This window comes from Klebsiella sp. JB_Kp031 (assembly GCF_040064295.1).
In the GTDB taxonomy this organism is placed as follows: Bacteria; Pseudomonadota; Gammaproteobacteria; order Enterobacterales; family Enterobacteriaceae; genus Klebsiella; species Klebsiella quasipneumoniae.
The window spans coordinates 350,143-365,519 of record NZ_JBEAJW010000001.1 but is presented as its reverse complement, the minus strand read 5'-3'; the positions used below and the strand labels follow the sequence as shown (position 1 = coordinate 365,519).

The following is a 15,377-nucleotide window of genomic DNA, read 5'->3' as shown; positions in this document are numbered from 1 at the left end:
ATCCTGCCGTAACCGTTGTTGGGGATCTTCTGCCGGGGAGTGCGGGAGGGATAACGGGAACTTACTCCGTATCGCTCAGCTATCGCCTCCCTTATTTTTTATTGATGCAACGGTTGGTCGCAGGCCGCGAGTATGGATTCATGCATCGCTTCGGAAAGTGTCGGATGCGCAAAGATCATCGACAGGAGACTTTCATCTGTGGCCTCCAGGTGACGGGCGATGCCAAAGCCCTGGATCTGTTCCGTGACCTGTGCGCCAACCATATGCGCGCCCAGCAACTCGCCGGTTTCAGCATCGAAAATCGTCTTCACAAAACCCTCTGTCTCGCCGCTGGCCAGCGCCTTACCATTGCTCTGATAAGAGAACTTACCGATCCTGACGGGCCGTCCCCTGGCCAGAGCCGTCGATTCCGTCAGGCCCAGACTGGCAACCTGAGGCCGGGCATAAGTGCAACCGGGCACATAGTCGCGATCAAGCGGATGGGCGCCTTCGACACCGGCCAGGGTTTCAACGCAGATCACGCCTTCGTGGCTGGCCTTGTGCGCCAGACACGGCGGGCCGGCTACATCGCCGATGGCATAAAGCCCGAATACGTTAGTGCGACAAGCCGCGTCCGTCTTGATAAAACCGTGGTCTAACTCAACGCCCAGCGTTTCCAGCCCAAGATCTTCAATATTCGGCTGTACGCCGACCGCCAGCAGCACACGTTCGACATCCTGGGAATATTCGCCGCCGGTGTTTTTCAGTGTGCAGCGCACCCCGGTATCGGTGAGCTGTACTTGCGTCACCAGGGTCTGGGTATGGACCTGAATACCGCGTTTTTCGAATGACTTACGCACTGCTGCAGACACCTCGGCATCTTCCACTGGCAAAATCTGCGAAGCTAGCTCGACCAGCGTTACTTTACAGCCCAGATCGTTATAAAGGCTGGCGAACTCGACGCCAATCGCCCCTGAACCGATGATTAAGAGCGATTTGGGTAATAGCTTAGGCCGCAGCGCCTCGAAATAGGTCCAGATATATTCGCCATCTGGCGTGATGCCTGGTAATGCGCGTGGCCGGGCGCCGGTTGCCAGGATCACGTGATCGGCCCGGTAATCGCGCGCTTCACCGCGTGCATCCTCGACCGTGATTTGCCCCTTGCCGCGCAGCCGCGCGGTGCCATCAATGACCTGCACGCCATTTTTCTTCAACAGGTACGCAACCCCTGCGGTGAGCTGTTGCGATACGGTACGGCTAAATTGCACCAGTTTTTGCAGATCGACGTTCACCTCGCCCACGCTGATGCCCAGCTGACTGGCATGGGTGATAGTGTGCGCAACCTCAGCGCCATGCAGCAGCGCCTTGGTTGGAATGCATCCCCAGTTCAGGCAGATGCCGCCCAGATGCTGTTTTTCCACTAATGCGGTACGAAGCCCTAGCTGACCGGCACGGATGGCGGCAACGTATCCCCCAGGACCACCGCCGATGATCAGCACATCGTATTTATCGTGCATAGCTCGTCTCCTGGATAAACATCAAGGTCGGGATTTCAATCAGTCGCTTGAGTTCCCGGAGAAAAGCCGCACCTGCCGCGCCATCGATGACCCGGTGATCGCAGGATAGCGATACCGTCATTTGCTGGCGCGCGACGATTTGCCCGTCGCGTACTACCGCCCGGAGCTCGCCGGCGCCAATGGCGAGGATTGCGCTTTGCGGTGGATTGATGATGGCGTCAAACTGCCGGACGCCGAGCATTCCCAGATTTGACACGCTAAAGGTCCCGCCCTGGAACTCTTCCGGCTTCAGCGTGCCCGCTTTGGCTCTGGTCACCAGCGAGTGAATTTCGTTCGATATGTCGCTAATCGATTTCCGGTTCGCCGAGCGAACAATAGGGGTAATTAGCCCGGCAGGCAGCGCAACTGCCACCGAAATGTCGGCATCCGCAAAGCGGTGGATACTTTGTGTCGCTTCATCAAACTGGATGTTGACGTCAGGCACGGCCACCAAAGCCAGGGCGCAGGCCTTCACCAACAGGTCATTAACCGAAATCTTGACGCCGGGTACTTCGCGGTTAATGTCCTGACGTAACGCTAACAGTCGTTCCAGATCGAGATCGACGTTCAAACGGAAGTGGGGAGACTGTTGCTTGGACGTTTGCAGGCGAGAAGCGATAGCCCGCCGCATACCGGACATCGAGATGCTCTCAAAGGGTGCCGGGGCACTCTCCTGCACAGGGCTGGTCTGCGGGTGCTCGTCGAGTAACAACGCCGCGGCCAGCACATCATCGCGACTCACTCGACCGCGTGAACCGCTGCTTCGGCAGTCATGTAAGTTGATACCCAGTTTGCCGGCCAGACGGCGCGCCAGCGGGGTGGCCGATACCTGGCTATCATCGGCATGCGAGCGGGGCGCTTTGCTGCGACGAACGGGAGGCGTCGGAGAGGCCAGACGACCGCCGGCGGCCACGATCGCGCTTTCCAGATCAGAAACAGAGATACGATCCCCGCGCCCGCTGCCGCGGACTTTTTTCAGGTCGACACCCCAGCGGGCAGACAGTCTTAACGCATGGGGCGTGGCATTAACCTGAGTCACATCGGTCACGCCTTGCAGACTGACGGGGATATCGGTCTGCCCAACAGGGGGCTCGGGGCTGTTGGATGGCGGGGAAACAACGGAAGCTGGCTTAGCGCCTGCCTGTGCCGCTACGCCCGGCGCGGCAGACTCCGGGCCAGGGGCTGCGGGTTTCGCCGAAGCCAGGCTGGCAGCAAATTCGTCCAGTTCAGCATCGCTGACCGACGCGTCAGCCGCCAGGGCCAGCACGGCGCCTACCTGAAGCGTCTCACCCTCGCGGGCGATTATCCGACGTAACGTACCAGCAAAGGGTGCCTCCAGCACATTAACGATTTTACTGGTTTCAATCTCACAGATTTCCTGCCCTGGGGTGAAGCTGTCACCCTCCTGGATTGCCCACCGAGCGAGCAAGCCTTCCTCCATGGAAAGCCCCCACTTTGGCATTTCAAGCGTCTTGATTTCGCTCATCGGTTAATCCTCCAGCACTTGACGAACGGCGGCTTCGATACGTTCTACGCCAGGGATCCAGAGTTTTTCGAGAGCAGGGGAGAACGGGACCGGCGTGTGTGGCGGCGTCACCAGCAGAACGGGCGCTTTGAGGAAATGGAATGCCTGGGACGCAATCAGCGCCGCGACATCATGAGCAAAACCGAAGCGTGCCGCGGATTCGTCGACAATCACGACCCGCCCCGTGGAAGCCACCGATTCCAGAATCCCTTCCTCATCCAGCGGCGAAATGGTTCGCGGGTCGACCACCTCGACCGAGATCCCCTCTTTGGCCAGCTTGTCCGCCACCTGGTTGGCTTTATGCACCATTGCCGACAGCGCAATGATGGTGACGTCCTCTCCTTCGCGGGTATAGTTGGCTACACCTAGCGGGATGGTATAGCTCTCGTCCGGTACCTCGCCCTTGAGGTCGTACAGCATTTTATGCTCGCAGAATACCACCGGGTCGTCGTCGCGAATGGACTGGATTAACAGACCCTTGACGTCATAAGGCGTCGAGGGCACCACCACCTTCAGCCCTGGGGTGGTGGCAAAGATATTATAGGGTGACTGTGAATGCTGGGCCGCGGCGGAAAACCCCGCGCCGATCATACCTCGCATCACCAGCGGGGCCCTGGCTTTGCCACCAAACATGTAGCGGAACTTAGCCGCCTGGTTGTACAGCGCATCGTGACTCACGCCAAAAAAATCCATGAACATCAATTCCGCGACCGGCCGCAGACCCGTCGCTGCGGCGCCGGCCGCCATACCGATAATAGCCGACTCGGTAATGGGCGTGTCGATCACCCGATTGGAGCCGAACTGCGTCCACAGCCCTTTAGTGACCCCAAGCACACCGCCAAAGGCTTCTATCTTCGCCTCTTCGGGCGCATTTCCGCCATGACCGCCACGTAAGTCTTCACCGATGAGCACCACGCGTTCATCGCGTTCCATTTCCTGGGCCAGGGCTTCCTTGACCGCTTCACGATAGGTTTTTATTGTCATAGTTATCACCCTCAGTATGAGACGTACACGTCTGTCAGCAGGTCTTCCGGAGCCGGGTAGGCAGCGGCGCGGGCCTTCAATACGGCATCGTTGACCAGGGCTTCTACTTCCTCGTCAATCGCCGTTAGTTCTTCCTGGGTGATTTGTCGCTTGACCTTAGCGGTAAAAATCTTCAGCGGATCATGTTGTTCACGCAGGCGTTGCACTTCACCTTCCGCGCGGTATAGCGCGGGATCGCCCTCAAAATGACCATGCCAGCGGAAGGCTTTGGCCTCAATGACGCTTGGGCCACCGCCTTCTCGCGCACGCTTGACCGCCTCTGAGGTTGCCTCATAAACGGCAAAGAAATCGGTGCCATCGACGGTCACTGCCGGCAGGCCGAAGCCAGCGGCGCGTCGGGCGATATCACGCCCGCCCACGGCGTAGTCGTGACCGGTCCCTTCGCCGTAACCGTTATTCTCGAAAATAAAGACGGCTGGAAGCTGGAGCACGACGGCCATGTTGATGGCTTCAAAGACCAGGCCCTGATTAGAACCCCCATCGCCCGTAAAAGAGACACCGACGTTGCCGGTTTTTAGCGTCTTTGCCGTTAGCGCGGCGCCGATGGCCAGGGGAGGGGCTCCCCCAACGATAGCGTTCGCCCCCAGCATTCCTTTCGACAGATCGGCAATGTGCATCGACCCGCCCTTACCGCGACATAACCCGCTGTCCTTACCGAATATTTCGGCCATCATGCCGTGAATGTCGCAACCTTTAGCAATACAGTGGCCATGTCCACGGTGTGTTGAACCAATGAAATCTGCGCTCGTTAAATTTTCGCAGACCCCCACCGCGATGGCTTCCTCGCCGGTGTAAAGGTGAATGAAGCCCGGAATATCACCGCTGGTATTTTCCTGATGCAACCGCTCTTCAAAGGTCCTGATCTCCCGCATCTTGCGGTAAGCCTGCAATAACGCCTGTTTGCTGAGCATCGTTTAATTCTCCTCAATAAAGGTCACTCAGGCGGGGCCAACAGACAGGGCGGATAACCCTGGCCACACCCATGCAATGAATCTACGAGCGGTTAAAGGGAGTGCGAAGCCACCTTCATGGGGGGGTAGGTGGGGGTTTTCATGCTTGAGGTCAAACTTTCTAAATTTTGTGTAGTAATAAAGTTTGGCTGTCCCATGTCATCCCGGGGGCTGGCGTACAATTGAAAAAAAACAAAGCGAGTAGATAACCACGGATGAAGCCATCGGATTTAGAAAGTCGCCAATCACCCTCACTGGTCTCCGGGCCATTGCGGCTGACGCGAGGCTTGCCGCTAATCCTGACCAAATTCGTCCCGCCTCGCTCCTCGATACAATTGCTGGAGCGCCCCCGGCTGCTTCAGCTTCTCAGTCCCGTTCAGCAGTGCCGGCTGGGCGTCGTCTGCGCCGGCGCTGGATTTGGCAAAACCACGCTGTTGGCGCAATGGCATCAGCAGATGGTCGCCCAGGGCGAACGTATCGCCTGGCTGAGCCTCGATGAGGATGATGATGACGTATGGCAGTTTATTCCTTATCTGCTGCAAGCATTGCGTCCACTCTATGCTGACTGGGACGCCGATTTCTGGCGTGACATGGAAGAACAGAAGCTCTCCAGCTCCGAGCAACTGCTGGCCGGGCTCATTAACCAGCTACACTACTGCCCGCATGACGTGTACCTGATTATCGACGACTTCCACGTGATTAACGATCGTGGGGTCTATGAAGCGCTGGGGTATTTAATCAAGCATGCGCCTGCCGCCTTGCATTTGATCATTGGCAGCCGTTTCCACCCGAATCTTGCGCTGAGCCAGCTGCAGGCCCAGGACCAACTGGTGGAGATCTATGATCGAGACCTGCAATTCACGCTCGAAGAAACAAAACACTATTTTAGCCGTACGGTTGCGCTACCCCTCAGCAACCACCATGCACAGCGGCTACAGTCCGTGACAGAGGGCTGGATTGCAGGGATGAAGATCGCTTCATTGTCGGCAGAATTACAGCATGATCCCGAGCATCTGTTGCGCAATATGCATGGAGGAACACGGTCCATTGCCCGCTATCTGAAAGAGGTGGTACTGGACCCGCTACCGGAAGAGGTTCTCGATTTCCTGGTAAAAACGTCCTTCCTCAGCCGGTTAAATGCCGAACTATGCAATGCAGTGACTGGACGTGATGACAGTCAAGCGATGCTGGCATGGATTGAGCGACACAACCTTTTTTTGTCAGCCCTTGACGAACAGGGCTACTGGTTTCGCTACCATCCTCTGTTGCAGGAAAATCTTCGGACCATGCTGCAGCAGAACAACGCTATTGATCGCAAACAGCTACATGAATTAGCCAGTCATTGGTTCGTCGAACAGAAGCTGTGGTCTGAGGCGGTACGCCATGCGCTCAGCGCAGGCAAGCCGGTGCATAGCCCCGTGCAGGATGGCGCAAGCGCTCAGTCACTGGCGGAAGAAGGGGATATCGATACCCTGATCTCATGGATGCATCATTTACCGCCCAGCACCGATCCTTCGCGCATTGACCTGCAAATTAACCTGGCCTGGGCACTGGCGCATTATTTCCACTTTGATGAGTCGAGGCAGCTGCTTGATAACCTCGATCAGATGGTACTTCATCATCGTGAGGATTTAACCCGCAGCACCTGGTGTAAATTGCGCGTTGTGCGGGCAATTTGCGAAGCCTTTGCGGAAAACATCCCGGAGAGTCTGGCTATTGTTCAGCCGTTGCTGGCCGAAGTGCCCTGCGGTGACACCTGGGTTGATGGTCTGATATGCAATATTCTCAGCTATTGCCATGTTGTTAACCAGCGCTATCACGACGCGCTGGAGGTTCAACAGCATATGCCCTCTCCGGAAAGTCCTTTAGATAATCTGTTTGTCTCGGTTTATCGCGCGTTTATCATTGCCCAGTGCCATCTTTGTCAGGGCGATCTGGGAAAAGCCGGGTGGTATGCAGAGAAAACGTTGCGCCAGGCTGAATGTTATACCGGTACCCAGTCGACCAGTGGCGCGACGCTGGCGCCGCTGCTGGCGGAGATAGCCTATGAATGTCAGAGGGGGGACTCGCCCGAGCATCTGTTAGCCGATCGGCTCGAATTCATCGACCGATTCAGTCCACCCGACGCGCTGAGTCGTTGCTATACCTATCTCGCGCGTCAGGCTCTGGATGGCGATATGCCGTATGAGGCCGAGCGATTGCTGGAGCATGCGCAGCGTCTTGCGGTGTCTCGCGGCTGGCAACGGCTCCAGGCCATGATGTTAGCCGAGCAGGTGAGGGTGCGACTGCAGCGCGGCAATTTCACAGGCGCAGAGCAACTGCAGCGACAGCTTGAACAAATGGCCGCCAGCTTCAGAATGGATGCCGAACATCCCTGTCAACGCGCTATCGCTCTGTCTGCATCCCTTAGCCACTGTCGCCTTCTTCTCGCCAGAGGCCAGGCGCCGCAAGCCTGTATTCTCCTGGCTGAGATGGTCTCCGATCAGGAAAACCGGGGGGACAGGTTAACCGCAGCGCGTCTGCGTACGCTCTGGTCATTGGCCTTGTGGCACAGCGGCAAAACTGCGGCAGCGCGCACGACATTTCAGCCAGTGCTGCAGCTGGCTGAACAACAGCATCTTACGGGCCTCTTTCTTGACGCTGGCGATACCTTGCAACCTTTGCTTATCGGTATGAACGATTCCTCTTCGGCTTGGACAGAGGAAAGGGGAGTGCAAGGTCCCTGGGCAGACAAGCGCGCGCCTGCAGACAGAACACCGTTTAATAGTGGAAGTCCTGATATTCATGAGGAGCTCAGCGAGCGAGAGTTGCAGATATTACAGCTGATCGCTGAAGGTCAGATGAACAAAGAAATCGCTCGCTCCCTCGCTATTTCTGCCGAGACGGTCAAATGGCACATCAAAAACATCTACGCGAAGCTTAAAGTGAATAGCCGCACTCAAGCGATGAGCCGGGCGCTGGAGATGAAATTACTGGATTAATGGTTTGAACAGGGAGGGCTGGGCACAAAATATTATTCAAACGAGCCAATTTCTGAATCACACTAAGGTTTTAATAATTCCTCTAATCTTTTTGGTTATATTTAAGGTTAAAGATCTGGTTGGAGGGGTGTGCAAAACTCAATTAAAACAGTGATTATTAAGGGGGAAAATATCCACATGCGCCCCTCATATGTCATAAAGTAGCCCCTCAAGTGTCATGAAATCGCCCCTCATATGTCATAAAAGCGTACCTCATATGTCATATAATAAAAAATTAACAAACAAGTTATGCACAATATTATCAACAGAATCTGTGGGTAAATACACAGATTATACATGATGAAATAGATTGTTTAGCTAAACTAAATAGCAATAAATAAAATGAAACAAAATGTAAATAACAGAGGGTTGTAGATGACTTATAAATTTGGTTAGCTAACCTTTATAAGAACTACTGTTTGCAAATGATTCATTCCTGACAGCGGATATATCGAATTTGAGTAAGAAAAACACTTAAACCAACCTTACTCTATGATTTGTTTAGCTAAACAAATTACTATAATGAATCAGATGACGTTTAAAAAAAGGAGGGGGGATGAGGACGATAAATGCTGCACCTTCAACTGTCGGAGAAATTTTATACGAAGAATTCTTGAAACCATTGGATATGCCTCCCGCAAGACTTGCTGAACTGATGGATACATCATATGAAAAAATTTTGGAAATAATAAAAAATGAGCGAAATATAACTCTTGAGGAAGCTTTTCAACTCGCGATAATTTTCAATACAGATGCATATTTTTGGGTGAAACTGCAAGAGCTACATGAGGCATGGTTTAATAAAAAAGTAATGGTATTCAATTAGATTGCTTAGTCCTAATACATAATATGCTTTGAATAATACTCATGTATTACTAGTGACTCATTAAAACATGATAACACCAGGAGGACTGAGGATTGAGAAATTTGACCCTGGATGATGGGACACAGTCCTGACCGGACAAATCATTTTAGCCGTGGTACAGGCGACACTGAAAACCGACATAAAGAAGCCCGACTGGTAAATTCGGGCTTTGTTTGACGCTCTGGCCTGAATGGAACATTCCTACATTAGATGTTAATATCTCACATCTAATTAGCCGCAAATACTAATGGATACATAGTTCCATTTGACTTGACTACCCATTTGCAGATTACTCCACCATCACTAATAAAATTCGACCACTTAGATTCGGAAGTGTCAGGCTGTAGGTCTTAAACCCGAAAGACTGCTTTTGGCCAGAAGCTGCCTTTGCTAGAATCTTATTATGTCAAAAGTCCAACTGCGGCTCATATGTAAATTATTTCAACTAATAATTAGAACTCCTGAAGATACTTCTTTTAATTAGTAGCGTAACCGCAAAAACAATTTTTGAGTTTTCTTGTATATTTAAATTTCTCGCAGAAGATATTTACACATCTGTTGTTGTTTTTGATATAATTAGGTGAATCTAAACAAAAAAAGGTTTTCGGAAATTATATGAAAATCATTATTGTACCCCGAGAGCAACGTATTCCTGCCGCAGGTATTAGTACGGCTTACCTGCATGTGGATCGTTGGAATGACTTTTCATTCATTACAATGTTTTACCTGTATCTGTTTGATCAGAAAGGTGAACGGCATGATATTGGGAATGTCAAGATTGGCTTTCAAGGACAAACTACTGAAAAATCAACTTACTCCACGTTAGGAAGCAGGTTTAGAATTCTCCCAGAAGGATATTTTTCCGTTGGTCAGGATGTCGACTATTATCAGAAAATTTCGAATTTACCAGAATCCGTCAAAGTTTCATTACTTGAGGCGCTCAAAGATATTGCTTATGCGCCAGAACTTATAGATCTTGTTAAGGATGAGGAGGTCTTTAAAACGTCTTTGCTTCGGTATGTTAGTTTGTCTGTTATTAAAGGGCAGTTTGCGCGAGTACTTGAGGGAAAGAATCCACTGACTAATTTTGAGTTCAAGTTCATTCGCCCTGCACAAGACAAGATTTCCGATATCGAATTATCATTTAAGGTGAAAGTAGGAGAAAAACCAAGCACCAATATTCACGCGATCATAGGTCGTAATGGTGTGGGGAAAACGACAATTCTAAACGGAATGATTGAAGCTGTTACCAGTAAAGGTACGTCGAATGCAAAATTTTATGATCTGGAGGGGGGGAGTGATGATCCGATTGATAATGATTACTTTAGTAGTTTAGTCTCTGTGTCATTTAGCGCATTCGATCCATTCGAGCCACCAAGTGAACAGCCTGATCCATCAAAGGGAACTTGCTACTTCTATATAGGTTTGAAAAAAAAAGGAGAGTCGCTGAAAGGACTAAATGATATTCATGAAGACTTTCTACAAGCTTTGACGCTATGCTTTAGCCAGATTCCTAAGCGTGAAAGATGGCTGCAGGCTATTGATACTTTGGAGTCTGATGAAAATTTTGCAAGCATGGAGCTGAAAAATCTAGCAGGATATAATGGTGAGATGCTCGTTAGTAATGCACGGAAACGTATAAAAAGAATGAGCTCCGGTCATGCGGTAGTGTTATTAACACTTACACGTTTAGTTGCAACGGTGGAAGAAAAAACGTTAGTGCTAATTGATGAACCAGAGAGCCATCTTCATCCACCGTTGCTGTCTGCTTTTATTCGTGCACTGTCTGATTTGCTACTTGATAGAAATGGTGTTTCTATTATTGCAACTCACTCACCTGTGGTACTTCAAGAGGTCCCTAAACGATGTGTTTGGAAAATCAATCGTTCAAGATTGTCTACCGAATCTCGCAGGCCAGACATTGAAACATTTGGTGAGAATGTAGGAATCTTAACAAGAGAGGTATTTGGTCTTGAAGTAGTTAAATCCGGTTTTCACGATTTATTAGTCCAATCTGTTAAGTCAGGTGGAACATATGAGGATATAGTCGATGAGTATCGTAACCAGCTTGGTGTTGAAGCCCGAGCTCTATTAAAAGCGCTTGTCACACACAGAGATCGGAGTGTTAAGTGATGTTAAAACTTAAACAACCTGCTTATACATATGCCGATATGCTGACTAGCTGCCGCGAAGGCATAACTGGTAATCCGGGCTTGTTGCTGAAAGTGAATGAAGCAATAACTGATTTGCAAACATTGGCAGCTTCATACAATGCATCGGCATTAACTGGTGAACTTTATACAATACAACCACTGCAAATAAAAAATGAGGAAGACCCTATTGTTGTAGGTCGGTTAAAGAAATCTGACTTTGTTAAGCTTTATGGAAATTATGTTGTTGGGAAGAAAAAGCCTGCTCGAACTATTTATGATGCCCTGATGACTGCTGCTAATGAAAAATGCCCATTTTGTGGTGGGATTGGGCGCCCTCGAAATTTAGATCATTATTTGCCTAAAGCTCACTATCCTCAGTTTTCTATATTGCCTGTTAATCTTGTGCCAGCTTGTCGAGATTGTAATATGGATGGTAAAGGGGAAGCTTTTGCAAGAAATGAAGCAGAACAGATAATACATCCCTATTTAGACGATAGCCGTTATTATGATGAACAGTGGATATCGGCTAGATACTTGGTTGGCAAAAATGATGAGCCTGGAGTTATTGAGTATTTTGTTTCGCCACCTGCTGATTGGGATAATGCACATAAACAAAGAGTGGAAAAACATTTTAACGATTTTGATTTATCTTTAAGATACTCTAAAGAAGCTGGTGCGAGGTTAGTTGTGCTTTTAGCTCTATATAACTCAGTACTACCAATCTCCGTAGATAAAAATGCTGCTAAAGACCTTATATTTCAAACAATAATCAATAATTCGCCTTTTGTGAATCACTGGGAACGGATTATGTGTTTGGCTCTAATGTCAGACTTGTAGTAATGCTTGGAATGTTTATTTCTGTTCTTATTGATCTGCTCTCCATTGATTAATACGCCGTAATGTGAGTAATGCAACTATTTGACTGCGAGATTAATCGCGAAGTTCCGCTCTTCGCTCACAGCGGACCTTCAAACCAGCCATCTCGTCCGCTCTGTGCCGAAAGCTGAAGTAGCTAATAGCACTTATTGTTGATCAATGAAGAGCTGGTCAATTGAATAGGCTAATTTAATTGATAGCTAGCGTAACTATGAGGAGACACACTCATAGTGATGAGCGTGTTCCCATATAAATGATCAGATTATGATAATGCAGCTCGTTCATAAAGAGGCATAATCTCTTGATAAACCTGATTGTAAAGCTCTGATTTTAGCAGACTGTATTTTTCAGTCATAATAAGTGTTTTAAACTGATTCGTTTCTCTTTCAAATGAAACTGAGCCGATAATTAGCTGGCTATTAGTTGATAAACCATTAATACATAAATCGAATAACTTTTTTGTTGTACGCGGATCTGGATCTTGTTGTTTAGGCGAGTCAATTACTACTGGAAGCATAGGACTTGTCGATTTATATTCTATTGTTTTTAGAAGAGCATAGTGATAAGCCAATATTGATCTTGGAGCACGGCTGCCTGTTTCGCTCTTAGAAATCGGACCATATTGAAGAATAGTTCCAACTTTAGGATCTTTGATACCTAACTCAGTTTGCGCAAACTTCAGTGACTCTTTAAACTTATCATTGATTTCTTTTGCTCGCTTTTTATCTTCGAACTTTGCTATTTCTTTTGAAAGCTGAGTTCTAGCAACATCCAATTCGCCTATTTTTAGCAGTAATTCGTTAATTTGCTCATCGAAAGTTACCTCAACCTGCTTACTTGCTTGAGACTTAATAACGTCTTGAAGAGTCAGTTGCTCTTTGACTTCCAGAAGCATGTTTTTGAGTTCTGAGCTTAAGCTTATAGCCTGTTTCAAATCTTCTTTAGTTTTAGAGAGTTGATCATCATATACAGATTTTTCCTCATACAACTTTGGTATGATTTGCAATAGCTTTTCTTTATTCTCAAGTACTACATATCTTGCTTCTAAGCCTGCCGATGGTAGCAAAGAATCTATATCATTTTCATCGAGCTGTCTTTTTGTTTCCTCTATTTCTGTTACTAATTCATCTCGTAGAGATAATATTTTTATGAGCTTAATTCTGTATTCTGTTTCTTCTTGATGTAAGTCTTGGCACTTACGAAGGAAACGTTCCAGCAGCTCTTCATAATATTTTACATCCACATCGAAAAGTACTCTTCCAAATGACTCTTCGAATCGCTTTTTAGCTCTCTTTAGAGCTTTTAACGTCGTTCGGATTTCAATAAGATCGATATCAATTAAATTAATCTTTCCTTGTAAAGTATAGTACTCCTTTGGTTTTAGACCAGTATGAAAATTCAAGATATTTTTTTGCCAGTCCTCATACATAGCCAAACTGCTAAATGAATCTAAAACTTTCCCCCAACCGTTATCTTGATCAATATAGTAAGGGAGATAAAGACTTGCTGGTTGTGCTTGTCCCTGAACCAAATTAGTTTTAGTCACAAGCTCCAAATTGAAATCAAAGACATCACGCACAGCTAATGCAATCTCTGCACGAGAGCTAGAGGTCACTAAGTGATGCTCTTGTCCTGCTGTTATATCGAAAATGGAAATACGTTTTTCGTGGCGAAGAAACGCATAGTCACGATTATTAACACAAATAACAACTTTTGAAACAAAGTTATCTTCTTTCCATTTTTTATCCAGTCGAACATCAGCACCTAATGTATGATATAAGCTCTTAATAAAGCTAGACTTACCTGTGTCGTTCTCACCTGTAATGATATTAATATCAGGTGAGAACTTGAAGGAGAATCCTTTCTTATCGCGAAGGGATAATATATGAGCACTTTTAAAGTATATGCTTTTCATTATTCACCTCCCTCTAAGAGCTTCTGGATTATTGAGTAAATAACTATGCATTCTTTCTTCCCTGACTTTAAAGTCAATGCATAATCTGGACAAAGTGCATCAATTTTGTACATGGTTTCAGTTAGATATAATTTCAAATCCGAGTGAGCACTCGCCTCATCGTAAAGGCTAATTGCATATTCTAGATATACAGTCGAAGGATTTTTTTTGTTTTGGTTAAGGTCGATGCAAACTTGTGAGAACATGGCTTGCAGGATAATGAGTTGAAGCGATGTTTTGCCAAGATCATTGAATAGGGGACTAGCTTTGTCCCAATCAGGCTTTAAACTATTACTTGCATTCAAGGAATCAAGCACACCATTCAATGCTTCTGATGAGAAACCCTTTCGTGAGATAAGTTCAGGAAAATTAATAATATCTGCGGATTTTACCTTGGATTTTTCTCGACACGCCTGTTCAAGCAAAGAAGCTAATGCATTAACACTCAGGCTAATGCTATCGCCAAACTTCTTGCTAAGGAAATCGCATAGTTTACCTTTTAGATGTGTAATGTGGTCATCTAGGCTTAATGAGGATTGAACAAAACGCATAACAGAAAGATCGATACTGGCGTCATCAAGCTTTACTTGATCTTTGATTGCTTTCTTAAAGCTCGTCTGATACTCCACTTTGACTTCATTTGCACCAAAACAAGACTTACCACCGTTTTCCTCACATAGATTGAAAGAAGCATTAGTAACAAAAAGGAGCTTGGGTGAATATTCGGCGAAATTCTTTTGATGAATAAATAACTTACCGATGATAGATATTGGGTTCTTCTTGGTGCTATTACTAAGAGTGGATGCAGTCCAGTGTTTCTCTCTTGTTTTTACTTGAGCAAATGTGAGTTGTGTTGGAGAAACTTCGTCATCAAGAATAAGAACATCATCATGATATTCGAAGATAAACACATAGTTCTTTTCATCTAGTTCATATTCCAGCATTTGAGATAAAGCCCAGCAAGTTTGATAGTCAAACCCACGTTGAGCAATCTCACCGCCTCTTTCAGACTGCGGAATACTAACTAATGTTTCAGCTAACCCCATATACTCCCTTATGTTTAATTCAATGGACTCGCGTAACAACATCATTAATCCGATTGAATACAAATAGTAGCATTAGCACGAACTATTGGGTAACACATTCTGAAAGTTAAAAATATGTGAGTTGCAACATCGAAACAGGGAAGCTAAGTAAGCGACTTTGTCTCTAGCGAAGTCATAGCTCTATTCGTTCAGAGGAGGACCAAGAGTCTTTGAAGTACGTGCTGGCGGCGCTCGCCAAGCGTTTTGGAGGCGATGAACATGGTGAAGACTATGAGAAGGTGCGATCGGTTGCCTTCACACGTTTCTACGGCGAGGACGACGAAGATGGTCTTGTTAGTCTGCAGCGTTTCGCAGTTGGGTTAGTCCAGAGCTTGATGGCTGAGATTGTGACCTGCTCCTAGATGATTAA

General features: G+C 47.7%; 11 protein-coding genes. 5 read left to right on the top strand and 6 right to left on the bottom strand.

The features are described from left to right. Positions 1-98: 98 nt before the first annotated feature. Genes lpdA through ABLV64_RS01690 form a run of 4 tightly spaced genes read right to left on the bottom strand, consistent with a single transcriptional unit; the run spans position 99 to position 5,015 of the window. On the bottom strand, positions 99-1,496 hold the full coding sequence (gene lpdA / locus ABLV64_RS01705; RefSeq protein ID WP_004204680.1) for a dihydrolipoyl dehydrogenase: 1,398 nt from the start codon (positions 1,494-1,496) through the stop codon (positions 99-101). Further along, complete coding sequence (locus tag ABLV64_RS01700) at positions 1,486-3,021, bottom strand: 2-oxo acid dehydrogenase subunit E2 (RefSeq protein WP_348843137.1); 1,536 nt, start codon at positions 3,019-3,021, stop codon at positions 1,486-1,488. Before ABLV64_RS01700 ends, lpdA begins: the two co-directional genes overlap by 11 nt. Before the next feature lie 3 nt (positions 3,022-3,024). Next, positions 3,025-4,044 carry an alpha-ketoacid dehydrogenase subunit beta gene (locus ABLV64_RS01695; protein WP_042937976.1) on the bottom strand — a complete coding sequence of 340 codons (1,020 nt, stop codon included), beginning with the start codon at positions 4,042-4,044 and terminating at the stop codon, positions 3,025-3,027. A gap of 11 nt (positions 4,045-4,055) precedes the next feature. Then, positions 4,056-5,015: a thiamine pyrophosphate-dependent dehydrogenase E1 component subunit alpha gene (locus ABLV64_RS01690; protein WP_004178694.1), complete on the bottom strand. Its 960-nt coding sequence runs from the start codon at positions 5,013-5,015 to the stop codon at positions 4,056-4,058. Positions 5,016-5,269: 254 nt separating this feature from the next. Here ABLV64_RS01690 and ABLV64_RS01685 point away from each other — a divergent pair, with 254 nt between their 5' ends. The 4 genes from ABLV64_RS01685 (at position 5,270) to ABLV64_RS01670 (ending at position 11,929) form a co-directional block, all read left to right on the top strand. After that, a complete protein-coding gene (locus tag ABLV64_RS01685; RefSeq protein WP_348843136.1) occupies positions 5,270-8,035 on the top strand; it encodes a LuxR C-terminal-related transcriptional regulator in 2,766 nt (921 codons plus the stop codon). A 595-nt stretch (positions 8,036-8,630) separates the two neighbouring features. Then, positions 8,631-8,900 (top strand): HigA family addiction module antitoxin, encoded by a 270-nt coding sequence (locus tag ABLV64_RS01680; protein WP_064794558.1) that lies wholly within the window; start codon positions 8,631-8,633, stop codon positions 8,898-8,900. Positions 8,901-9,554: 654 nt separating this feature from the next. Then, positions 9,555-11,072: an AAA family ATPase gene (locus ABLV64_RS01675; protein WP_348843135.1), complete on the top strand. Its 1,518-nt coding sequence runs from the start codon at positions 9,555-9,557 to the stop codon at positions 11,070-11,072. After that, positions 11,072-11,929: an HNH endonuclease signature motif containing protein gene (locus tag ABLV64_RS01670; RefSeq protein WP_001575468.1), complete on the top strand. Its 858-nt coding sequence runs from the start codon at positions 11,072-11,074 to the stop codon at positions 11,927-11,929. The genes ABLV64_RS01675 and ABLV64_RS01670 overlap by 1 nt, the downstream gene beginning before the upstream one ends. 301 nt (positions 11,930-12,230) lie before the next feature. Here the strand turns inward: ABLV64_RS01670 and ABLV64_RS01665 are convergent, their stop codons facing one another. Then, positions 12,231-13,883, bottom strand: a complete 1,653-nt coding sequence (locus ABLV64_RS01665) for a hypothetical protein (RefSeq protein WP_064794556.1) — start codon at positions 13,881-13,883, stop codon at positions 12,231-12,233. Beyond that, the gene (locus ABLV64_RS01660; protein ID WP_064794555.1) at positions 13,883-14,968 is read right to left on the bottom strand and encodes a DUF4297 domain-containing protein; all 1,086 of its coding nucleotides are present in this window, start codon (positions 14,966-14,968) and stop codon (positions 13,883-13,885) included. The genes ABLV64_RS01665 and ABLV64_RS01660 overlap by 1 nt, the downstream gene beginning before the upstream one ends. 218 nt (positions 14,969-15,186) lie before the next feature. Between ABLV64_RS01660 and ABLV64_RS01655 the strand changes: the two genes are divergently transcribed. Continuing rightward, positions 15,187-15,369, top strand: a complete 183-nt coding sequence (locus tag ABLV64_RS01655) for a hypothetical protein (RefSeq protein ID WP_000878752.1) — start codon at positions 15,187-15,189, stop codon at positions 15,367-15,369. Positions 15,370-15,377: the final 8 nt, after the last annotated feature.